This window comes from Pseudomonas sp. zfem003 (assembly GCF_032621675.1).
Taxonomy (GTDB): Bacteria; Pseudomonadota; Gammaproteobacteria; order Pseudomonadales; family Pseudomonadaceae; genus Metapseudomonas; species Metapseudomonas otitidis.
In genome coordinates this window covers 300855-322445 of the sequence record NZ_JAVYJG010000010.1, presented here as the reverse complement: position 1 = coordinate 322445, position 21591 = coordinate 300855, and the positions used below count along the sequence as shown (strand labels likewise).

21 protein-coding genes are annotated in these 21591 nt (G+C 69.5%); 13 read left to right on the top strand and 8 right to left on the bottom strand.

Going from position 1 to position 21591, the window contains the following annotated elements; genetic code table 11:
- Window positions 1-60: 60 nt before the first annotated feature.
- Together RTK35_RS24425 and RTK35_RS24420 are read left to right on the top strand one after the other, a co-directional pair.
- The gene (locus RTK35_RS24425; protein WP_172432666.1) at window positions 61-723 is read left to right on the top strand and encodes a hypothetical protein; all 663 of its coding nucleotides are present in this window, start codon (window positions 61-63) and stop codon (window positions 721-723) included.
- Window positions 724-850: 127 nt separating this feature from the next.
- Window positions 851-1270, top strand: a complete 420-nt coding sequence (locus tag RTK35_RS24420; protein ID WP_044410647.1) for a VOC family protein — start codon at window positions 851-853, stop codon at window positions 1268-1270.
- Between the two features lie 4 nt (window positions 1271-1274).
- Here the strand turns inward: RTK35_RS24420 and RTK35_RS24415 are convergent, their stop codons facing one another.
- Entirely contained in the window at window positions 1275-2036 is a 762-nt protein-coding gene (locus RTK35_RS24415) for a substrate-binding periplasmic protein (RefSeq protein WP_410478708.1), read from the bottom strand.
- A 213-nt stretch (window positions 2037-2249) separates the two neighbouring features.
- Between RTK35_RS24415 and RTK35_RS24410 the strand changes: the two genes are divergently transcribed.
- Window positions 2250-3293, top strand: coding sequence for an endonuclease/exonuclease/phosphatase family protein (locus RTK35_RS24410; RefSeq protein WP_316909214.1), 1044 nt, complete (start codon window positions 2250-2252; stop codon window positions 3291-3293).
- On the opposite strand, the gene hrpB is transcribed toward RTK35_RS24410, so the two are convergent.
- Complete coding sequence (gene hrpB / locus RTK35_RS24405; protein ID WP_316909207.1) at window positions 3294-5810, bottom strand: ATP-dependent helicase HrpB; 2517 nt, start codon at window positions 5808-5810, stop codon at window positions 3294-3296.
- Between the two features lie 129 nt (window positions 5811-5939).
- Here hrpB and RTK35_RS24400 point away from each other — a divergent pair, with 129 nt between their 5' ends.
- The 6 genes from RTK35_RS24400 (at window position 5940) to RTK35_RS24375 (ending at window position 9459) form a co-directional block, all read left to right on the top strand.
- The gene (locus RTK35_RS24400) at window positions 5940-6359 is read left to right on the top strand and encodes a polyribonucleotide nucleotidyltransferase (RefSeq protein ID WP_316909206.1); all 420 of its coding nucleotides are present in this window, start codon (window positions 5940-5942) and stop codon (window positions 6357-6359) included.
- 1 nt (window position 6360) lies between these two features.
- Entirely contained in the window at window positions 6361-6864 is a 504-nt protein-coding gene (locus RTK35_RS24395; RefSeq protein WP_160482270.1) for a DinB family protein, read from the top strand.
- The gene (locus RTK35_RS24390; RefSeq protein WP_172432664.1) at window positions 6861-7748 is read left to right on the top strand and encodes a cation diffusion facilitator family transporter; all 888 of its coding nucleotides are present in this window, start codon (window positions 6861-6863) and stop codon (window positions 7746-7748) included. Before RTK35_RS24395 ends, RTK35_RS24390 begins: the two co-directional genes overlap by 4 nt.
- Window positions 7749-8113: 365 nt before the next feature.
- Complete coding sequence (locus RTK35_RS24385) at window positions 8114-8593, top strand: Lrp/AsnC family transcriptional regulator (protein ID WP_044410664.1); 480 nt, start codon at window positions 8114-8116, stop codon at window positions 8591-8593.
- A 191-nt stretch (window positions 8594-8784) separates the two neighbouring features.
- Complete coding sequence (locus tag RTK35_RS24380) at window positions 8785-8988, top strand: DUF2788 domain-containing protein (protein WP_021221994.1); 204 nt, start codon at window positions 8785-8787, stop codon at window positions 8986-8988.
- A gap of 78 nt (window positions 8989-9066) precedes the next feature.
- Window positions 9067-9459, top strand: a complete 393-nt coding sequence (locus RTK35_RS24375; protein ID WP_044410677.1) for a globin — start codon at window positions 9067-9069, stop codon at window positions 9457-9459.
- Window positions 9460-9491: 32 nt separating this feature from the next.
- Here RTK35_RS24375 and RTK35_RS24370 read toward each other — a convergent pair whose 3' ends face one another.
- The gene (locus tag RTK35_RS24370) at window positions 9492-10061 is read right to left on the bottom strand and encodes a pseudouridine synthase (RefSeq protein ID WP_236211761.1); all 570 of its coding nucleotides are present in this window, start codon (window positions 10059-10061) and stop codon (window positions 9492-9494) included.
- A 145-nt stretch (window positions 10062-10206) separates the two neighbouring features.
- On the opposite strand from RTK35_RS24370, the gene RTK35_RS24365 reads away from it, so the two are divergent.
- Window positions 10207-11289 carry an MBL fold metallo-hydrolase gene (locus RTK35_RS24365; RefSeq protein ID WP_316909205.1) on the top strand — a complete coding sequence of 361 codons (1083 nt, stop codon included), beginning with the start codon at window positions 10207-10209 and terminating at the stop codon, window positions 11287-11289.
- A gap of 66 nt (window positions 11290-11355) precedes the next feature.
- Here the strand turns inward: RTK35_RS24365 and RTK35_RS24360 are convergent, their stop codons facing one another.
- Together RTK35_RS24360 and amn are read right to left on the bottom strand one after the other, a co-directional pair.
- Window positions 11356-12165, bottom strand: a complete 810-nt coding sequence (locus tag RTK35_RS24360; RefSeq protein WP_316909204.1) for a hypothetical protein — start codon at window positions 12163-12165, stop codon at window positions 11356-11358.
- 148 nt (window positions 12166-12313) lie between these two features.
- The gene (gene amn, locus RTK35_RS24355; protein WP_044410687.1) at window positions 12314-13786 is read right to left on the bottom strand and encodes an AMP nucleosidase; all 1473 of its coding nucleotides are present in this window, start codon (window positions 13784-13786) and stop codon (window positions 12314-12316) included.
- Window positions 13787-13911: 125 nt separating this feature from the next.
- On the opposite strand from amn, the gene RTK35_RS24350 reads away from it, so the two are divergent.
- The 3 genes from RTK35_RS24350 (at window position 13912) to RTK35_RS24340 (ending at window position 16167) form a co-directional block, all read left to right on the top strand.
- On the top strand, window positions 13912-14640 hold the full coding sequence (locus RTK35_RS24350) for a hypothetical protein (protein WP_316909203.1): 729 nt from the start codon (window positions 13912-13914) through the stop codon (window positions 14638-14640).
- A 113-nt stretch (window positions 14641-14753) separates the two neighbouring features.
- Window positions 14754-14897: a hypothetical protein gene (locus RTK35_RS24345; RefSeq protein WP_165674844.1), complete on the top strand. Its 144-nt coding sequence runs from the start codon at window positions 14754-14756 to the stop codon at window positions 14895-14897.
- A 118-nt stretch (window positions 14898-15015) separates the two neighbouring features.
- Window positions 15016-16167, top strand: a complete 1152-nt coding sequence (locus RTK35_RS24340; RefSeq protein WP_316909202.1) for an MFS transporter — start codon at window positions 15016-15018, stop codon at window positions 16165-16167.
- Between the two features lie 385 nt (window positions 16168-16552).
- Here the strand turns inward: RTK35_RS24340 and RTK35_RS24335 are convergent, their stop codons facing one another.
- The 3 genes from RTK35_RS24335 to RTK35_RS24325 all read right to left on the bottom strand — a co-directional run bounded on the left by RTK35_RS24335 (window position 16553) and on the right by RTK35_RS24325 (window position 21345).
- On the bottom strand, window positions 16553-18202 hold the full coding sequence (locus RTK35_RS24335; protein WP_165665070.1) for an acyl-CoA dehydrogenase family protein: 1650 nt from the start codon (window positions 18200-18202) through the stop codon (window positions 16553-16555).
- A complete protein-coding gene (locus RTK35_RS24330) occupies window positions 18199-18849 on the bottom strand; it encodes a TetR/AcrR family transcriptional regulator (RefSeq protein WP_222901004.1) in 651 nt (216 codons plus the stop codon). The genes RTK35_RS24335 and RTK35_RS24330 overlap by 4 nt, the downstream gene beginning before the upstream one ends.
- A 105-nt stretch (window positions 18850-18954) precedes the next feature.
- The gene (locus RTK35_RS24325; protein WP_316909201.1) at window positions 18955-21345 is read right to left on the bottom strand and encodes a hybrid sensor histidine kinase/response regulator; all 2391 of its coding nucleotides are present in this window, start codon (window positions 21343-21345) and stop codon (window positions 18955-18957) included.
- Window positions 21346-21591 lie beyond the last annotated feature (246 nt).

Below are 21591 nucleotides of genomic sequence, written 5' to 3'. Positions count from 1 at the left end.
GAGACGTTGCCGGGCATCGTCTAGAGTTCGTTTACAGCCCTGAATTATTGGCGCCCGTCGATGAATCCCCTCCTCCTGCTGCGCGACTCCTGCTACTTCTTCAGCCGGCATGCCAGCCAGATTGCCTTGCTCTGCCTGCCGTTCATCCTGCTTGAGGCGCTGGTCCAGCAACTGGCCGCGCTGTGGTTCGAAGGCCCGACACCGGCGGCGGCGCAGCTGCTGATCCGGCTGTTCTTCTACCCGATGTACACCGGTGCGCTGATCCTCTTCGTCGACAGCCGCAGCAGCGGCCTGCGCCTGCGCCGCCAGCAGCTCTGGGCCATGGCCCTGTGGCGCTGGCCGGGCTACGCGGTGCTGGCGGCCTTCACCACGTTGCTGGTGATGCTCGGGTTGTCGCTGATGATCCTGCCGGGGCTGTGGATCATGAGCCGCCTGGCCTTTGCCGAGCTGCTGCTGGTGATCAATGGCCTCGCCCCCATGGAGGCCATGAAGGAGAGCTACCGCATGACCGGCGGCCACTTCGTCACCGTCTTCTGCTGCCTGCTGCTGGCAGTGGGGCCGATGTGGGGCTTCGAGTGGTGGATCGGCGCACAGCTCGGCGAACACCCCGATCCCCTCGGCAGCCTGCTGGCCGACTGCCTCGACGCGGGCCTGCAGCTGTTCGCCAGCGTGCTGATGTACCGGCTGTTCAGCCTCCTGGCAGAGCCGGCAGCGGAACGCTGAACCCCGTTCGCAGGCTGTTGAAAAGCGCGCCGGTACAAAGCGGGAACGGCCGCAGAGAGCGTTTCGACGCCGTTGGTTCTTCAACTGCCTGCTAGGCTCGGTGGGTCCCCCTGAAGGAGAACCCGCCATGGAAAGCAACCCGAGCATCCTTTCCCACGTATCCCTGGGCAGCAACGATTTCGACCGTGCCGTCGCCTTCTACGACCGGGTGCTGGCCACCCTCGGCTGCCGCCGTGTCGTCGAGCACCCCGGGGCGGTGGCCTACGGCCGCGAGTACCCGGAGTTCTGGATACAACGCCCCTACAACGGCGCCCCGGCCAGCGTCGGCAACGGCACCCACATCGGCTTCTTCGCCCCGGACCGTGAATCGGTGGACGCCTTCTACCAGGCCGCCGTCGCCGCCGGTGCCCGCCCCGACGGCGCGCCGGGCCCGCGCGAGGAATACGGCGCGCCCTACTACGGCTGCTTCGTCCGCGACCTGGACGGGCACAAGGTGGAAGCGACGTTCTGGGACCTCAGCCAGGACTTCGAACTGGTGGTGGATTGAGCCTTCACTCCTGGGGCGGCTGGTAGCGCGCCGCCGCCCGCTGTATCCAGCCCTCCGCCTGCATCTGCTCCAGCGCCTTGGCAATGCGCTGGCGCTCCGCCGTCAATGGCCGCTGGCGGGAAAAGCCGATGTAGAGGTCGGTGCGTGCCTCGGGCTGGTAGGCGGTGCGCAGGATGCGCCCGGCCAGGTGCGGGTCACGCAGTTCGTAGTCCACCTGGCAATCGGTGCCGATCACCACCTGCAAGCGCCCGAGGGCGAGCATCTGCAGCAGCTGCGCCTCGTTGTTCACGCCGAACTTGGCCAGGTTCCGGTCCGAGTCGAAGGGCTCGAAGTAGACGGACTCCAGCACGAAACCGATGGTGGGGCCCTTGAGGTCCGCGTAGTGGCGGATGCGCGGCGCCACCTCCGGCGAGGCATACAGGCGCGGCGCGCAGGCGTAGTAAGGCTGGGCCAGGTAGTCGATGTAGCGCTCACGCTCCGGGGTACGCGCCAGCCCGGTCATCAGGTCGGCGGTGCCACCCTGCAGCGCCGCCAGGCCCCGGGCCCAGGGCGCACGCTGCACCTCGAAGTGCAGCCCGGTGCGCCGCTCGAGTTCTGCCAGCAGGTCCATGTCCAGGCCGGTGATGCGCCCGTTCTCCCCTTCGATGCGAAAAGGCGGCCAATAATCGGTCATCACCCGCAACGGCGGCGGCTCGTCGGCCAGCAGCGGGCCGGCCAGCACCAGGGCCAGGCTCATGGCGAGGAAGGGTGAAACGAACTTGCGCATGCCGGCTCCCGGGAACGAACGCAGCGGCAAAGCCTGCAATTCCCTTGCCGTTCGGCTCGGCCTCGAATGCTGGAGGATAACCTCCGGCCGGCCCGATCGGCCGCTGCACAGCGGCCTGGGCACCCTGAAGCATAGCCGCTGGCCTTCGCTTCGCTGGGCCGCCGGACGGGCCTCGGGTATGCTGCCCCGCTCATGCCCAGCCAGCCCGGACCGATGCCCACCTTCCTGCGCCGTCTCCTGCTCTGCCTGCTGGTCGTCGGCGTCGGCCTGGCGGCGCTGGCCTATGTGCTGACCTGGCACCCCACCCCGCGCGAGGCGTTGCCGGTGGCCTGCAGCGCCGACACCCCGCCGCTGCGACAGGGCCAGGCCGTGAAGGTGATGACCTGGAACCTCCAGGCCCTGGCCGGTACCCGCCTCACCTTCGCCCACGACCTCACCGACCGCGACGACGCCACCCACCACCTGACCCCCGCCGACCTGGCCTACAGCCTGGACGAGGCGGTGCGGGTGATCCGCGATGAGCAGGCCGACGTGGTGCTGCTGCAGGAGCTGCAGGACGGCGCCCGCGCCAGCGCCTTCCAGGACCAGGCCGCCCTGCTCGCCGAGCGCCTCGCCGACCTCTACCCCTGCAGCACGCGGACCTTCTACTGGAAGGCCGCCTTCGTGCCCGACCCCGCCGTGCTGGGCAGCGTCGGCACCCAGCTGGTCATGCTCAGCCGGGTTCGCCTGGACGCCGCCGAGCGGCTGCAACTGCCCGAGGCCGGCGGCCTGTTCGGGCCCAAGACGGCGCTGCTGCTGGGCCATGTGGCGGTCCAGGGCGGCGGCCGCCTGGCGTTGCTCACCACCCACCTGGACGACGGACAGGACGACACCACGCTGCCGGACCGGCAGGTGGCCATGGTTCGTAGCGTGCTGGATGAGCTGGAGAACCGGCAGCAGCCCTGGGTACTGGGCGGCGACCTGAACCAGGCGCCACCGCCGGCGGTACGTCGACAGGGCGAACGCGATGCACTGGAGCCGCTGTGGAACCGCTACCCGCTGGTGCCGTCGCGCCAGGCCAGCCAGGCCGACAGCGACGGGCAGTGGGCCACCCGCTTCCCGCAGCCGGACGGCGGCAGCGGCGAAACCCTCGACTACCTGCTGCACAGCCCGCGCCTGGCATTGCTGGATGCGCGGGTGCGCAACGCGGACACCCGGCGCATCGCCGATCACCTGCCGCTGGTGCTGCGGGTGCTGCTGCCACCCGCCGCGCCCTGATCAGCGCCGGGGCTTGGCGCGGGCGGTCGGCTCGGCCACCAGCGGGTCGTCCGGCCAGTAGTGCTTGGGGTAGCGCCCCTTGAGGTCCTTCTTCACATCCGCGTAGGTGGTGCGCCAGAAGCTCGCCAGGTCCTGGGTGACCTGCACCGGGCGGTGCGCCGGGGACAGCAGGTGCAGCTTCACCACCTGGCGGCCGCCGGCGATGCGCGGGGTGTCGGCCAGGCCGAACAGCTCCTGCAGGCGCACGGCGAGCACCGGCGGCTCCTCGTTGTAGTCCAGGCGGATCGACGAGCCCGAGGGCACTGCCAGGGTGCGCGGGGCCAGTTCGTCCAGGCGCTGGGGCAAGGGCCAGGGCAGCAGGCCGGTGAGGATGCCGGCCAGGTCCAGGTTGGCGAAGTGGGCCAGGCGGTTGACCTTGCCCAGCCAGGGGCCGAGCCAGTCGTCCAGGCTCGCCAGCAAGGCGACATCGCTGACATCCGGCCAGTCGCTGCTGCCGCGCTCGGCCAGGTCCAGCCGGCGCAACAGGGCGATGCGTGCCTGCCATTGGCGCAGCTCCGGGGTCCAGGGCAGCAGCTCCAGACCCTTGCGTCGCACCAGGGCCACCAGGGCGCGGGTGCGGGCGGCTTCGTCCAGCCCGGCCAGGGGCTCGCGGGCCAGCACCAGTTCGCCGACCCGGCGCTGGCGCTCGGCGCGCATCACGCCCTCGCGTTCGTCCCAGTCCAGCACGTCCAGGGTGCCGACCTGTTCGGCCAGCGGCCCCTCGAACAGCGCCGGGTCCAGCTCGGCGGCCAGGTAGATGCGTTCCTCGCGCTGCCCCTGGCGGCTGCCGAGGTCGGCGATCACCAGCCAGGGGCACTTCATCAGCGCATCGGGTTCGGTGAACAGCGCCGCGCGGCCATTGGCCAGGCGGTATTCACCGCCGCCCGCGCGCCGCTGCTGGGCCACGCGGTCGGGGTAGGCGAAGGCCAGCAGGCAGCCCAGCCAGCGCGGATGATCGGGATCGGCCACGGCCTCGGCGGGCTGCCCGCGCAGGTAGCTGCGGAACTGCCGGGCCAGTTGCCGGGCACGTTGCACGCCGCCCCGGGCGCCACGTGCGGCCGGGCTTTCACCGGCCAGCAGGGCCAGGCGGCTGTGCAGGTCGGCGCCGCCGCCACGGAGGATATCGCGCTCCCCCAGCAACGCCGCCACGTCGCACGCCAGCGTGCCCAGACCAAGGGCCTGGCCGCGCAGCAGCAGGTGGGCGATGCGCGGGTGGGCCGGCAGCTCGGCCATGGCCTGGCCGTGGCGGGTCAGGCTGCCCTGCCCGTCCAGGGCACCCAGCCGCTGCAACAGGTCACGGCCCTGGGCGTAGGCCGCCGTCGGCGGCAGGTCGAGCCAGGCCAGCTCGCCGGGTTCCACGCCCCAGCGCGCCAGTTGCAGGGCCAGGCCGGTGAGGTCGGCCTGGAGGATTTCCGCCGTGCCGTAGGCCGGCAGCTGGTCGTGCTGGGTCTCCGACCACAGCCGGTAGCACACGCCGGGCTCCAGGCGGCCGGCACGGCCGGCGCGCTGAATGGCGGAGGCGCGGGCGATGCGCTGGGTGTCGAGGCGGGTCATGCCGCTGGCCGGGTCGAAACGCGGCACCCGTTCCAGGCCGGCGTCCACCACCACGCGCACGCCGTCGATGGTCAGGCTGGTCTCGGCGATGTTGGTGGCCAGCACCACCTTGCGCGTGCCGGCCGGCGCCGGCTCGATGGCGGCGCGCTGGGCGGCCAGGTCCAGCTCGCCATGCAGCGGGCAGAGGAGGATGTCGTCACGACCGGCCAGGGCCTCGCCGAGCTGCTCGGCCACCCGGCGGATCTCGCCCTGCCCGGGGAGGAACACCAGCAGGCTGCCGGGCTCGTCGGCCAGGGCCTGCAGCACGGTCTGCACCACCCGGGGCTCCAGGTGCTCGCCCGGCTGGCTGGCGCGCCCCCAGCGCACCTCCACCGGGTGCATGCGGCCTTCGCTGCGCACCACCGGGGCGTCGTCGAGCAGCCGCGACAGGCGCTCACCCTCCAGGGTGGCGGACATCAGCAGCACCTTCAGCGGTTCATCGCGCAGCAGCGCGCGGCCGTTGAGGGTCAGCGCCAGAGCCAGGTCGGCATCCAGGCTGCGCTCATGGAATTCGTCGAAGATCACCAGGCCGACGCCCTCCAGCGCCGGGTCGTCCTGCAGGCGCCGGGCGAGGATGCCTTCGGTCACCACCTCGATGCGGGTGCGCGGGCCGACCTTCGACTCCAGGCGGATGCGGTAGCCCACCCGTTCGCCGACGCCCTCGCCCAGCTCGGCGGCCAGGCGCTCGGCGGCGGCGCGGGCGGCCAGCCGGCGCGGCTCCAGCATGAGGATGGTCTGCCCGGCGAGCCAGGGCTCGTCCAGCAGGGCAAGGGGGACGCGGGTGGTCTTGCCCGCGCCGGGCGGGGCTTCGAGCACCGCCTCGTGGCGACAGGCCAATGCCTCGCGCAGGGCGGGCAGTACGGCATCGATGGGGAGTGGATTCATGGGGGCTCCAACGCAGGGCGGCGATTATAGCGGCGAACCGCCAGCCCTTTCGTGTGGTCTCAGGTGTGCTTCAGGTTTTGCCCCGAACGCCTTGGTATAGTGACGCCATTTTTCTGCATGGAGCCGTATATGCGCCTGAAAACCCGCCTGATCGGCGGCGCCGTCGCCGCCGCGCTGCTGACCCAGTTGACCGCCTGCGGCACGCTGTTCTTCCCGGATCGCCGTGGCCAGATCGAAGGCAAGATCGACCCGGTGGTGGCCGCGCTGAACGCCATCGGCGTGCTGTTCTACGTGATCCCTGGCCTGATCGCCTTCGGCGTGGACTTCGCCACCGGCGCCATCTACCTGCCGGGCAACGAGACCGCCCACGTCGCCCCCGAGCGCCTGCGCGAGGCCATCGGCAGCGACGGCCAGGTCGACAACGCCCGCCTGAAGGCGATCATCGAGCAGGACACCGGCCGCAACCTGCCGCTGGACGACCCGCGTCTGATCCGCCACGCCGGCAGCCTGGAACAGCTGGCCGCCTACGGCCTGACCCCGGCCGCCTGACATGCGCGCCCTCGCCAGCCACCACGACCGGCTCCTGGCCTACCACGGGTGGGCCAACCGGCGTCTGCTGGCGAGCCTGGAGGGCCTCGACGAGGCCCGCTACCGCGCGGATTGCGGGCTGTTCTTCGGCTCCATCCACACCACCCTGAACCACATCGCCGTGGCCGACCGCATCTGGTTCGCCCGGGTACTGCACCTGCCACGCCCCTTCGAGCGTCTGGATGCCGAGGCCGCGCCTGACCGCGCCGGACTGGCCGCCGTGCTGGCCGAAGGCGTGGGCCTGTGGCGGGCCTGGCTGGCCGGGCAGGACGACAGCGGCCTGCTGGCGCCCCTGGAGTACCGCAACCAGGCCGGCGAGCGCTTCCAGCGCAGCCACACCGAGATCCTCGCCCACCTGGTCAACCACGGGACCCACCACCGGGGCCAAGTCACTGCCGCCATGAGCGCCCTCGGCCTGGAAACCCCGGTCCTGGACCTCCTCTACTACACGCCGAAGCAGCCATGACCACACCGGAACACCACGCCCGCCTGCTGCGCCAGGTCACTGCCGCCTCCCTCTCGGTCGCCCTCACCCTGGTGCTGGCCAAGGCCGTGGCCTGGTGGCTGAGCGGCTCGGTCAGCCTGCTGGCCGGCCTGACCGATTCAATGCTGGACAGCGCCGCCTCCTTCCTCAACCTGCTGGCGGTGCGTTTCGCCCTGAAGCCGGCGGACGACGACCACCACTACGGCCACGGCAAGGCGGAATCCCTGGCGGGCCTGGCGCAGGCGCTCTTCATCGCTGCCAGCGCCGTGCTGGTGGGCCTGCAGGCGGTGGAGCAGATCCGCGACCCGCAGCCCCTCGGCGCCCAGGCGCTGGGCATCGCGGTGATGCTGCTGTCCCTGGTGCTGACCATTGCGCTGCTGGCCTTCCAGCGGCACGTCATCCGCATCACCCACTCCACCGCCGTGCGCGCCGACTCCCTGCACTACCGCTCGGACCTGCTGCTCAACAGCAGCATCCTGCTGGCGCTGGTGCTCACCAGCCTGGGCTGGGACCAGGTGGACGGGTTGTTCGGCCTGGGCATCGCCGCCTACATCCTGTGGAGCGCCATCGGCATCGCCCGGGAATCCATCGGCGTGCTGATGGACCAGGAGATCGACCCCGACGTGGGCGAGCACATGCACCAGCTGGCCTGTGGCGTGCCCGGCGTGCTCGGTGCCCATGACCTGCGCACCCGCGTCTCCGGCCACCACTGGTATGTGCAGCTGCACCTGGAGCTGCCCGGCGAGATGCCGCTGTCCGAAGCCCACGCGCTGTGCGTGCAGGTGGAGGACGCCATCCGCGACGCCTACCCGCGCGCCGACGTGCTGGTCCACGCCGACCCCATCGAGGTGGTCCAGGGCCACTAGACGGCCTCGCTGCACCAGCGGCCCATCTCCATCCCCAAACTGCAGGCATAAAAAAAGGAGGCCCGTTCCATGGGCCTCCTCTCGGGGTAATTCGTCCTGTGCTAGCGATCGTGTCGCTGCTTTCGTCGCCTGCCTGGTTGGGCAGTGCGGACCCGGGGGCCTGCTCGAACCGGTGGGTTCGGCGGCGCCGACGCGCCTGATTGGGCGGGTCGGTTGGACATGTGTCCGGGCCGTGAAACTGGAGAGAATCTTACGTCGGGCAGCGCGACAGAGGATTGCGAAGATTGCTGACTTAACTATCATCTGCGCAACGATTCACCAAAATCAGAAGACAATCAGCAATCAAAAATAAAACGGCGCCTGAAATGGAAAAACTCGACCGCTACGACCTGAAAATCCTCGCCGAATTGCAGCGCGACGCCCGCATCTCCAACCAGGAGCTGGCCGAGCGCATCGGCCTGTCACCCTCGCCCTGCTCGCGCCGGGTGAAGCAGCTGGAGGACGACGGCTACATCATCCGCCAGGTCGCCCTGCTGGACCGCAAGAAGCTCGGCCTGAGCCTGACCGCCTACGTGCTGATCGGCATGGACCGCCACACCCCGGAGCGCTTCGAGCACTTCCAGTCGGTGATCCGCCAGTGCCCCGAGGTGCTGGAGTGCTGCCTGGTGACCGGCATGGAGGCGGACTACCAGCTCAAGGTGGTGGTGCCGGACATGGACCACTACCAGCAGTTCCTGCTGGGCCAGCTCACCCGCATCGAGGGCGTCACCAGCGTGCGCTCCAGCTTCGTGCTCAACCAGGTGCTGAGCAGCACCGAGCTGCCCCTGGGGCATCTGCGCAATTGAACCAATGAGTGGCAGCGCGCAGGGGCGGGCATCGCGTATAATGCGCCCCGCCTTTGCTGTGCCCCGCGTGGTTTCGCCCATAAGAGCCTGCCGGCTCGCATAACTACTAACCGCATCCCTCGCCCTCCACGGCATCCGAGCCTGGTCGTTCGCGGCCGGGCCTGAATCGTTTCGCTGTACGAGGTTGACCAATGAGCCCCGAAAAATTTGAAGAATGGATGATGACGGCGATGATCGCCGGCCTGGTGCTGTTCATGGCGTTCATCGTCTGGGACCTGGCCAAGAAGTCCAAGGCCGGCCGCTTCGGCACCTTCATCCTGTTCCTCGCCCTCGGCCTCGGCGTGCTCGGCTTCGTGATCAAGTCGCTGGTGATCGGCGGCCTCGAAGGCATGTAGCCAACCTCACCCGATCCGTCCGGACCGCCTGATGGCGGGGGCTCGGGCGGTTTCGCTCACCGTTGCCCAGGAGAACACATGAACGCTACCGATCGCGTCATGCAGAGCTATGGACGCTGCTGTGCCAGTTCCGGTTTTTTCGACACCTTCTACAAGCTGTTCCTCGCCAGCTCGCCGATGATCCGCGCGAAGTTCGCCAACACCGACATGGCCGCGCAGAAGCACCTGCTGCGCCACGGCATCCTCAACCTGGTGATGTATGCCCGCGGCATGCCGGACACCAAGCTGCGCGCCCTGGGCGCCAGCCACTCCCGGGAAGGCTTCGACATCCGCCCCGAGTACTACGACCTCTGGGTCGACGCCCTGCTGAGCACCATCAGCGAGCACGACAAGCAGGCCGATGACGGCGTGCGCGCCGCCTGGCGCGAAGTGCTCACCAAGGGCATCAACGTCATCAAGTCCCACTACTGATCCACGGACAGCCCGCCGCGCTGCGGCGGGTGTCAGTCCAGCCGCGCCGGCACCTCGCGCCACTGCCCCGGCTCCAGGCCATCGAGGCCGAAGGGGCCGATGCGCACCCGCACCAGGCGCAGGGTCGGCAGGCCCACCGCCGCCGTCATCCGCCGCACCTGGCGGTTGCGCCCCTCGCGGATCACCAGCTCCAGCCAGGCCGTCGGCACGCTCTTGCGAAAGCGCACCGGCGGGTTGCGCGGCCACAGCGCCGGCTCGTCGATCAGCCGGGCCTCGGCCGGCAGCGTCGGCCCATCGTTCAGTTCCACCCCGTTGCGCAGGCGCTCCAGCTGCGCCGCATCGGGCGTGCCCTCCACCTGCACCCAGTAGGTCTTGGCCAGCTTGTGCTTCGGGTCGGCGATGCGCGCCTGCAGGCGGCCATCGTTGGTCAGCAGCAGCAGCCCCTCGCTGTCACGGTCCAGGCGCCCGGCAGGGTAGATGCCGGGCTGGTCGATGAAGTCCTTCAGGGTCGCCCGGCCCTGGTCGTCGCTGAACTGGGTGAGCACGTCGAACGGCTTGTTCAGCAGCACCAGGCGCGGCTCCACCGGCGGCGCCTTGGCCACCCGGCGCGGAGCGGCCTGGGGGCGACGGGAAGCAGGGCGGGAAGGACGGGGCGGGCGCGACATGCCTGGTTACCAGCGGATATGGACAGGGGAGCGGAGGCGCATGCTAGGTTGTGCCCCTCCCCGCCGCAAGAGTAAGGACACCATGCCCCGCGCGTTGCGCCCCACCTGGCTGATCAGCCTCATGACCCTCGCCGGTTGTGCCGGCACGCCCTACCAGGGCCCCGTCAGCGATCATTTCGACGGCCAGCGTTTCCAGAACATCGAGCCCAAGCCGCACAAGGACTTCTGGTCCTTCATGCGCTGGCAGCTCAACCGCGAGAAGAGCCCCGACTGGGTCGAGCAGCCCACTCCGGCCTTCACCCCCGAGGTTCCCGCCCGCGTAGAGGGCGACGAACTGCGCGTGACCTACATCAACCACGCCACACTGCTGATCCAGCATCGCGGGTTGAACATCCTCACCGACCCGGTGTGGTCCGAGCGGGTCAGCCCCCTCAACTTCATCGGCCCGCGCCGGCACCAGGCGCCCGGCCTGTCCATGGACCAGCTGCCGCCCATCGACCTGATCCTGGTCAGCCACAACCACTACGACCACCTCGATCTGGACACCCTGCGCAGCCTCGCCGAGCGCTTCCCCCTGGCCCGCGTGGTCACGGGCCTGGGCAACGGTCCGCTGATCCGCGAGACCGGCTTCGCCCGCGTCGACGAGATCGACTGGTGGCAGGCCCTGCCCCTGGGCGACGGGCTGACCCTCAACGGCGTGCCGGTGCAGCACTGGTCGGCGCGCACCCGCAGCGACACCAACCGCACCCTGTGGCTGGGCTTCGTGCTGGAGTCCCCGGACGGCCCGCTGCTGTTCCCAGGCGACACCGGGCTGGGGCCGGAATTCCGCCTCATCCACCAACGCTTCGGGCCGCTACGCTTCGCCGCCCTGCCCATCGGTGCCTACGCCCCGCGCTGGTTCATGCGCGACAACCACATGAACCCGGACGACGCCGTGCAGGCCCACAAGCAGCTGGATTCCCAGCACAGCCTGGCCATCCACTTCGGCACCTTCCAGCTCACCGACGAAGGGCAGTTCGACCCGCCCCGCGAGCTGGCCAAGGCCCTCGACTACTGGCAGGTGGACCCGGATCGCTTCCGCGTCCCCAGCCCCGGCTACCAGTGGCAGGTGCCCACCCTGGATCGCCTCGGCGCGGCTGACCTGGTCCAGGCCAGCGGCCTCTGAGCCACACCCCTGCACCATGAAAAAGGGCCGCATCATGCGGCCCGTTTGCTTGCAGCCTACCCAGCCTCAGGCCAGTGCAGCCGGCTCCGCCCGGACAGCGGACGGAATCTGGCGGAGCCAGCGTGAAACCGCCCACTCCCCCGCGATGAAGGCCAGGAGCAGGCCGAGCTGCAGCAGCAGCGCGATGTAGAACGGCTTGAACACATGGCCGACCTGGCGTTTCAGCAGGTCCAGCAGGAACTCGGCCTGGAACAGTTGCTCCACGCGCGCATCGAGCACCCCGGCCAGCACCTGCTTGTCGAGCCCGCTGTAGCTCGCCGCCTCGCTCACCGCCATCTGGCCCACGGCCTTGCCGATCAGGCTCGCCCGCAAGCGGTCGAGCAGATCCAGGGCCAGGCGCTCGGCCAGCGACGCCTCGGCGCGGGCATCGGCTTCCTCCTGCTGCTCGCTGCGCAGGTACTCCAGCGCCAGCTGATTGAGCGCGGCTTGCACGCTGGACCCGCGCAGGGCCTGCAGTTGGTGCTCGTCCTGGGCTGCCACGTAGGCCTGGAAGTCCTGCCAGGTGTCATCGGCCAGCCGCTGCAGCGCCGGCGTGTAGCTGTCCAGGTGCCGGTTGATCTGCTGCTGCCCGCTGTACAGCAGCCCACCCTGGAACCCCAGCACGCCTCCGACCAGCGGCAGCAGCAGGAAGTACAGCTTGAGCGTCCAGTGGTGCCAGCGCTTGCTACGGGCCAGCCAACCGCCGCGATGCAGCAGGATGGCCAGCACCAGGCCGGCGATCGTGCCCAGCAACAGCGCACCGCTGATCCAGGCGAACAGGTTGAGGAAACTGAAGGGCTCCCAGAATGCTGCGAGTAGGTGTTGGGCCTGTTCCATCGGTGTCACCTCGTTCGTCCTTGGGGGGCCGCAGCTTAAATCGAAACCCGAGCACGTGACTGGCGAGCCGTTCACTGAAGAGCGTCCGACTTTTCAGTCCAGGCAGAAAAAGGGCCGCATCACGCGGCCCTGTGTCATCAGGAGCGGCTCAGCGGAACGGCGGCTCGTCGAAGCTGCGCAGCTTGCGCGAGTGCAGCGAAGTGAGCTGGTTGCGCAGCAGGTCCAGCGCGGCGATTCCGATGCGCAGGTGCTGGCTGACCGCACGCTGATAGAAGGCACTGGCCGAGCCGGGCAGCTTGATCTCGCTGTGCAGCGGCTTGTCGGACACGCACAGCAACGTCCCGTAGGGCACCCGCAGGCGATAGCCCTGGGCGGCGATGGTGCCGCTCTCCATGTCCACCGCCACCGCTCGCGACAGGTTGATCAGCGGGCGCTCCTGGGCCCAGCGCAGCTCCCAGTTGCGGTCGTCGTAGGTCAGCACCGTACCGGTGCGCAGGCGCCGCTTCAGGTCCTCGCCACGCTCGCCGGTGACCAGCGCCGCCGCATCCTGCAGGGCCTGCTGCACTTCGGCCAGGGCCGGCAGCGGGATGTGCGGCGGCAGCACCCGGTCGAGGATGCCGTCGCGGCGCATGTAGGCGTGGGCCAGCACGTAGTCGCCGATGGTCTGCGACTGCCGCAGCCCGCCGCAGTGGCCGATCATCAGCCAGCAGTGCGGGCGCAGCACCGCCAGGTGGTCGGTGATGTTCTTCGCGTTGGACGGGCCGACGCCGATGTTCACCAGCGTCACCCCGTGGCCGTCGTTGGCGATCAGGTGGTAGGCCGGCATCTGGTAGCGGTGCCACACCACGCTGTCGATCACCGCCTGCACGGTCGCCTCGTCCATGTCCCGGTCCACCCGCACGTTGCCGGGCAGCACCATGCTGACGAAACGCGGGTCCTCGCGCAGCTGGGTCACCCCGTGCTGGATGAACTGGTCGACGTAGCGGTGGTAGTTGGTCAGCAGGATCCACGGCTGCACATGGCGCCAGTCGCTGCCGGTGTAATGCACCAGCCGGCGCAGGGAGAAGTCCACCCGTGCCGCATCGAACAGCGCCAGGGGCAGCTCCTCGGCGCTCTCCCAGTCGTACAGCCCGTCGGCCACGCCATCGGTGGCGGCGGACAGGTCCGTGCTGGGGAACACCCGCGCCAGCGCCGCAGCGGTCACATCGGTGCCGGCCAGTTCATCGCCGCTCTCCACCACGTAGGGATAGGGGATGTTCCGCTGGCTCATGCCCACCTCCACCTGCACGGTGAAGTCGCTCATCAGCGGGCGCAGCTGCTCCAGCAGGTATTTGCGGAAGGCATCGGGGTGGGTGACGGTGACGCTGTAGGTGCCCGGCACCTGGATCTTCGCGTAGGCGCGCACCGTGGACGGCACCTCGCCCTGGCAGCGGTAGGTGACCCGCAGCTCGGGGTAGCGGAACAGCGCACGCTGCTCGGCGCTCGGCTCGGTGCGGGACTTGAGAAAGAGCTTGAGGGCCTGGCTGAGGGCCGTGGTGGCCCGCTGATGCAGGGCGGTCAGGCGGTCGACCGCCTCTTCGGCGGTGTGGACAACGAGAAACTCGACGGAATCCTGGGTCACGAGGTGTGCATCCTGTCTGGGCGTACAGGGGGCTATCTTGCGCCCATCGCCCTCCGGCGGCCAAGCCGAGCAGCGCGTGCCGCTGCGTCTATGCTTGCCCGACCGCCCCCGCGAGGCCCGCCGCCATGCATCGTCTGACCAGCCTGCTGTTCGCCGTTGCCACCAGCACCCCACTGTTCGCCGGCGAGCTGGATGGCCGCTTCCAGGCCGACCTGGCGGGTGCCAACACGGTGCTCGACCTGCAGCAGCAGGGCCAGGTCGTCACTGGCCGCTATTCCGAGAACGGCACCCTGCAACTGGACCTGCGCGGCCAGTACGACGGCCAGGTGTTCAACGCCGAGATCGTCCTGCCGCAAACCAACCAGGTGATCGCCACCCTCGCCGCCACCTACGGCAACGACCAGCTCAACGCCCGCCTCGCCGCCCGCGACCCCGTCAGCGGCCAGGTGCTGGAGCGCCAGGCGCTGTTCCAGCGCAGCCCCTCACACGCCACAGGCGCCACCCGCACCAGCGCCGGCACCCTGGACCCGGCACTGGTCGGCACCTGGGTCCACGAAGACATCATCAACAGCGGTGGCGCCAGCTTCGCCTCCTTCAACACCGTGCTCACCCTGCACCTCGCCCCCGACGGCCGCGTCGAGCAATGGAGCCGCTCCGTCGGCGGCGGCTCCGACTGGAGCTACGACAGCGACGGCACCCTCCAGTACGCCGGCCAATGGCAGACCGCCGACGGCGTCCTCCTGGTCCGCCCCGACGGCAGCACCGACTACCAGCCCGCCACCCGCTACCGCTTCAGCGACCCCTATCTGGTGACCGAAGACCAGGGCGGCCGGAAGATCTGGCAGCGGCGGTAGGGCTGGGGATGTTCCCTACGGTAGGGAAACTCGCCGTGCGGACCGCTCGATTGACCCTTTTCCCGCCCCCGCATAGACTGCGCGCCCCGCGTTATCCACCGAAGACCGCTGCGATGTTCACGCCCCTGCACCCGGCCCTTGTTGCCCAGCCCGATCCGGCGCTGGCAGCCAATGCCTGGCCGCGTGATGCCCTGCTGAAGCGTCGCCGCAGCGTGCTGTTCGCCTTCACCTTCTCGCCTCCCGCCCTCCCCGCCTGAGCCCTGCGCTGTCGCGCGGCGTTCCCTTCGCTCATTCCCGGCATGCGTCCGTGCGCGTGTCGTTCTGTCATTGATCCATGGCCAGGCCCGGGCCGGTTACCTGCGGGCGGGAGTCGAAATGAACCATCGTGTGTTGCTGCTGGTGCTGATCTTCGCCGTGTCGGTGGTCGGGCTGAGCATGGGGGCGACGCTGCCCCTGGTGTCGCTGCGGCTGATGGAGGCCGGTGCGTCGAGCCTGGAGATCGGGGTGCTGAGTGCGATGCCGGCGGCGGGGATGATCCTGGCTGCCTTTCTGGTGGCGCCGCTGTGCCGGCGCCTGTCGGGACGCGGGTTGTACCTCGGCTGCTTCGTGCTCTGCGCCCTGGCGGTGGCGGCGCTGGAGCTGCCGACATCCACGCCCCTGCTGGTGGCGGCGCGGCTGCTGCTGGGGGTGGCGATGGGGGTGGTGGTGATCCTCGGGGAATCCTGGGTCAACCTGCTGTGCGACGAGGCCAGGCGGGGCCAGGTGGTGGCCTTCTACGCCGCCTGCTTCACCGGCTGCCAGTTGGGCGGGCCGGCGCTGATCGGCCTGCTCGGGGCGCAGAGCCCCTGGCTGGTGGCGCTGGTGGTGCTGGCCAACCTGCTGGCCCTGGCGGCGGTGACCCGGGGGCTGCCGGGCGGCTGGGGCCAGGCTGCCGAGGATGAGGTGCGCACCTTCTCCCTGGCGGGCTTCCTGCGGGTGGCGCCGGCGCTGTGCACGGGGGTGCTGTTCTTCGCCTTCTTCGATGCGGTGGTGCTGTCGCTGTTCCCGGTCTACGCCAGCGCCCATGGCTATGCGGTGGGCATCGCGGCGCTGATGGTGACGGTGATCCTGGCGGGCGACATGGTTTGCCAGGTGCCGCTGGGCTGGCTGTCGGACCGCACCGAGCGCGGCCGCCTGCACCTGGTCTGCGGGGTGGCGGCGCTGGGCATCGGCATGGCGCTGCCCTGGCTGATCACCCGGCCCACGCTGCTGTGGCCGGCGCTGGTGTTGCTGGGGGCGGTGGCGGGGGGCGTCTACACCCTGGCGCTGGTGCGCATCGGCGAGCGCTTCAGCGGGCAGGACCTGGTCACCGCCAACGCCTGCGTGGGCATGTTGTGGGGCATCGGCAGCCTGGTAGGGCCGCTGCTGAGCGGTGCGCTGATGGGCACCGGCCCCCACGGCCTGCCCCTGGCGCTGAGCCTGGCGGCAGCGCTGTTCGTGGCCACGGCGCTGACCGGCCAGCGCCGGCTGGCGGAGCGGGCGGCCTAGGGCCGGGGCGCGGCCGGGTGATGGTGTTCGCCAAGCTCACCCCATCCTACGCAGGCCGCGCAGTGGGGCCTGCCCGTTCCGGTTTGGGGTGGGTTCGTCCCCACGCACGTGGGGAACACTTCGCGGCCCAGTTGGCCAGCTTGGTGAGCGTCGGTTCATCCCCACACCCGTGGGGAACACATACCGAGAGAGGCAATATCCACAGGTCAGTCCGGTTCATCCCCACACCGGTGGGGAACACGAAGCCAACCAGGAAGAACCCCGCCAGCTCGGCGGTTCATCCCCACACCCGTGGGGAACACTCTTCCCGTAACCCGCTGATCCCAGAGGGAAAAGCCGGCAGCGGAAAATCTACCGGCTGTTTTCCCCTGTTGCCAGGGTGGCGTCAGGCCAGGTGCGGGGTGCTGCGGGCGACCAGGGCTTCGACGTCGATGCCGCGCGGGAGGGTGCCGTAGACCCGGCCGCTGCCGCCAAGGCGGCTGGCGATGAAGGCGTCGGAGACGGTGGCGTTGCCGGCCTCCAGCAGGAGCTTGGCCTGGAGGGCGACGGCGACGTCTTCGGTGAGCTGGCGGGCGCGGTACTGGATGTCGGCGGTGTCGTGGAAGGCGGCCTTGAGGTTGTTGATCTGCGCGGCGAGGCGGGCGTCGCCGTGGCCGTCGCCCAGTTCGCTGAACAGGGCGTCGAGCACGCCGGGCTCCTTGGACAGGGCGCGGAGGACGTCCAGGCACTGGACGTTGCCGGAGCCTTCCCAGATGGAGTTGACCGGGGCTTCGCGGTACAGGCGCGGGAGGATGGTCTCTTCGACGTAGCCGGCGCCGCCCATGCATTCGCTGGCCTCGTAGACCATTTCGGGGGCGCGCTTGCAGATCCAGTACTTGCCGACGGCGGTGACCAGGCGGGCGAAGCGGTCTTCCTGCTCGTCGTGCAGGTTGTCGAGGGCGCGGCCCATGCGCAGGCTGAGGGCCAGGGCGGCTTCGCTCTCCAGGGCGAGGTCGGCGAGGACGTTCTGCATCAGCGGCTGGTCGGCCAGGACCTTGCCGCCGACCTTGCGGTGGGCGCAGTGGTGGGCGGCCTGGGTGAGCGCCTGGCGCATGAGGGAGCTGGAGCCGACCATGCAGTCGAAGCGGGTCATGGCGACCATTTCGATGATGGTGGGCACGCCGCGCCCTTCCTCGCCGACCATCCAGGCCAGGGCGCCGCGGTATTCCACTTCGCTGGAGGCGTTGGCCCAGTTGCCCAGCTTGTTCTTCAGGCGCTGGACGTAGAAGGCGTTGCGGCTGCCGTCCGGGCGGTGGCGCGGCAGGAGGAAGCAGGACAGGCCCTTGTCGGTGTAGGCCAGGGTGAGGAAGGCATCGCACATGGGCGCGGAGCAGAACCACTTGTGGCCCACCAGTTCGTAGGCCTCCCCCGGGCCACCGAGGCCGATGGGGTGGGCGCGGGTGGTGTTGGCGCGGACGTCGGTGCCGCCCTGCTTCTCGGTCATGGCCATGCCGATGGTGACGCCGGGCTTCTGCTCCATGGGTACGTTGCGCGGGTCGTATTCGGTGGCGAGGATCTTCGGCAGCCAGCGCTCGGCGAGGTTGGGCTGCAGGCGGATGGCGGGCACGGCGGCGAAGGTCATGGTCAGCGGGCAGCCGCTGGCGGCCTCGGCCTGGCTGTGCAGGTAGGTGAGGCCGGCACGGGCGACATGGGCGCCGGCGCGCGGGTCCTGCCAGGGCAGCGAGGTGAGGCCGTGTTCGACAGCGGTGCGCATCAGTTCGTGGTAGGCCGGGTGGAATTCCACCAGGTCGACGCGATGGCCGTAGCGGTCATGGCTCTTGAACACCGGCTTGTGTTCGTTGGCGAGAAAACCCGCCTGCATCAGCGGGCCACCGGCCAGGGCGCCGTAGACGTCGAGGCGTGATTCGGCCCAGCCGGCGCCGTAGCGGCGGGTCCATTCCTGCAGGGGCAGGTCGAGGCGGTAGAGGTTGGCGCCGTCGAGGGTGGGCACCTGATTGAACACGTCGTGGGTTTCGGCGTATTGGGACTGGCTCATGGAATCCTCCTAGCAGGCGGGTGCGCACCAACGGCACGCAGGCAGAAAATGACGAGGTGCCGGCAGACCGCTTCGAGTTCGCTGCGCGACTGGTCGGCATCACGGGCGGCGCGGGCGGCTGGCGAGAGCGGCCCGACCAGGGATTCGGAGATGGCGCCCACCAGGCAGGCGGCGACCAGGGCGGGGGCTTCGACCTGGAATTCGCCGCTGGCGATGCCGGCTTCGAGCAGTTCGATGAAGCGCTCGGCATAGGCCTCGCGGAAGCGCAGGCGCTGTTCGTCCACTTCCGGCTCCACCGGCTCGGCGATCAGGGCGAAGGCCAGCTGGCGGCTATGCCAGGCGCGTTCGGCGAAGCGTTGCAGGCCGCTGGCAAGGCGCTCGGTGGCAGTGCCGGGGCCGCGCAGGTGCTCGCTGAGCACGTCCACTTCGACCTGGCTGGCGCGGGCGAAGACTTCGGCGGCCAGCTCGCCCTTGTTGCGGAAGTGGCGGTAGAGGCTGCCGGTGGCGATGCCGACGTCGTCGGCCAGGGCCTGCATGGTGAGGACGGCGAAGCCGCCTTCGGCGACCCGCGCCAGGGCGCAGTCGAGGATGCGCTGGCGCAGGGCCTGGTCGCGGTCGATTCGTTGGGCGGTGACGCGGTAGGACATGGTCTGAATCCTGATTCACTGGCAGCGAGTGAATCAGGATTCAGACTTTGGATGAAAGCGGGGAACCCGACGATGAAGACGGCATTCCGGCCGGCGGGTGACCGATCAGACCGGGTGTTCGCCGGCGCGGCAGAGCACCCAGTCGTGCAGCAGGGTGCGCAGCTCTTCGAATTTCACCGGTTTGGAGAGGTAGTCGCTCATGCCCGCTGCCAGGCAGCGTTCACGGTCGCCGCTGTGGCTGTGGGCGGTGACGGCGAGCACCGGCAGTTCGGCGCATTCGGGCAGGCTGCGCAGGGCGCGGCAGGTGGCGAAGCCGTCCATGACCGGCATCTGGCAGTCGAGCAGGACGCCGTCGATGTGCTCGCGGCGCAGCAGTTCGAGGGCTTCGGCGCCGTTGTCGGCGGTGCGTACGCGGTAGCCCAGCTTGAGCAGCATGCCGCGGGTCACCAGCTGGTTGATGGTGTTGTCCTCCACCACCAGCACGGTGCATTGCTCGGGGCGGCGCTGGGCCTGGGCGACGGCGCGACGCACCGGGGCGGCCTCGCGCTGGGCCGGGCGGGTCAGGGTGAGGGCCAGCTGAAAGCGGCTGCCCTGGCCGGGCTCGGAGCTGTGGGTGAGCTGGCCGCCGAGCAGTTCGACCAGCTGCCGCGCCAGGGCCAGGCCAATGCCGAGGCCGCCGTAGGCGCGGGTCATGGAGCCGTCGAGCTGGCGGAAGCCGCTGTAGAGGCTGCCATCGGGCGGGGTGGAGAAGCCGATGCCGGTGTCTTCCACGGCCACCAGCAGGCGCAGGGGGCCGCCGGGCTCCTGGCAGTGGCCGGCGACCCGCAGCACGACGCCACCCCGGGCGGTGAACTTGACGGCGTTGTCCAGCAGGTGGCCGAGGATCTGCCCGAGCTTGCCGGCGTCGCCTTCGAGGGTGTCGGGCAGGCTTTCGTCCAGTTCCAAGGCGAAGGCCAGGCCCTTTTCTTCGGCGCGCGGGGCGTACTGGGCGCGCAGGCTGTCGAACAGGCCGCGCAGGCTGAAGGTCTCGCGACGCGGGTAGAGCTTGCCGGCCTGCAGCTCGGTCATGGCGAGGATGTCGTTGACCAGCCGCATCATGTCCCTGGCGGAGCTGGCGGCGGTCTTCTGGTACTGCTCCAGCTCGACGTCGAGCGGGAGGGTCTGCATCAGTTCGAGGGAGCCGATCACGCCGTTCATGGGGGTGCGCAGCTCGTGGGTGACGGTGGCGAGGAATTCGTCCTTGAGGCGGTTGCTGTCGGCCAGCTCGCGGTTCAGGGCCTCCAGCTTGCGCCCGGACTCCTGGAGGATGCGGGTGCGCTCCTCCTTCATGGCGTTGATGCGGTCGGCCAGGGCGAGGGACAGCAGGCCCACCTCCAGCGCGGAGCCGATCTGGCTGGCGTACATGGTGATGAAGAGGTTGGGCAGGTAGCCGAGCACCATCAGGGTGTTGATCACCCCGCCGGCGAGGAAGGCGCTCCAGGCGAAGATGAAATAGCGTGCCACGCGCATGCCGCGCAGCCAGGCGAGGATGCCGGCGGCGAAGATGACCACGGTGAAGACCAGGGCCAGGATGGTGGCCAGGCGCAGGGCGACGGCGTAGCTGGCCACCAGGGACAGGACCATGACCAGCACGCCGACGGCCATCAGCACCAGCAGGCTGCGGTCGATCCAGGGGCTGTGGTCGGCGGTGTGCAGGAAGCTGCGGGCGAACTGGCAGCCGAACAGCCCGGCCGAGCCGATCAGGAACGGGGTGGAGGCGTTGGCCCACCAGGGGTTGTCGGGCCAGAAGTACTGGATGCCGGCGCCGTTGACGGAGATCTGGTACAGGCCGAACGAGGCGATGTAGAGGATGTAGTAGAGGTAGCTGGTGTCGCGGACGCTGAGGTAGATGAAGAGGTTGTAGATCAGCATCACCAGCAGCACGCCGTAGATGATGCCGAGCACATACACGCGCCCGGGCTGCTCCTCCATGTAGGCCTGGGGCGACCAGAGAGTGAGCGGGACCTGGATCGAGCCCTGGCTGTTGACCCGCAGGTACAGGCGCTGGGGCTGGTTGGGCTGCAGGTTGAGGCTGAACAGGTAGTTGTTCTGCCTGATCTCGCGGCTGGCGAAGGGCAAGGCATCGCCGGTGCGCTGGGCGAGCCGGTAGCCGCCCTCGCTGTCGGGCAGGTAGAGCTCGATGTGGTCCAGCGGCGGGTAGGCCAGCTCCAGCAGCCAGGGCTGCTGGCCGCCGAGGTCGCGTGGGCGGTAGCTGAGGTCGAGCCGGATCCAGAACACCGAGCGCGAGTAGCCGGCGTTGAGCACGGGCTTGTCGCTGCGGCGGAAGCTGCGATCCAGCGCGGGGGAGGTGATGTCGGCGAGGGTGGCATCGCCACGGACGTCTTCGAAGACGTCCATGTGCAGCCCGAGGGGCAGCTGGCGGGTGTGCTCGTCGAACTCCACGCCGAACACGGCGGTGGAGAGGAAAAGGGACAGGAAAAGGAGAACGTGACGCATGAAGCCCCGCAAAGGCCGTCGCACGCCTCGGGAAGTCCCTTTCCTTCCCGGAGCCGAAGCGTCACGCAGGGCCTGGTTGTTCGAATGCGCACACTCTAGCACAGCATCGGGGCGCCATAGGAGGCACTCTGCCATCTCGCGAAAACCGCTCTGGAATGGGCATTACAGGCCTATCCCGCCTGACTGTTCGGCGCTTTTCGACGGATGGCGGGCGCCCTGCCCGGCGGGCCGACCCGACGGCGGAAA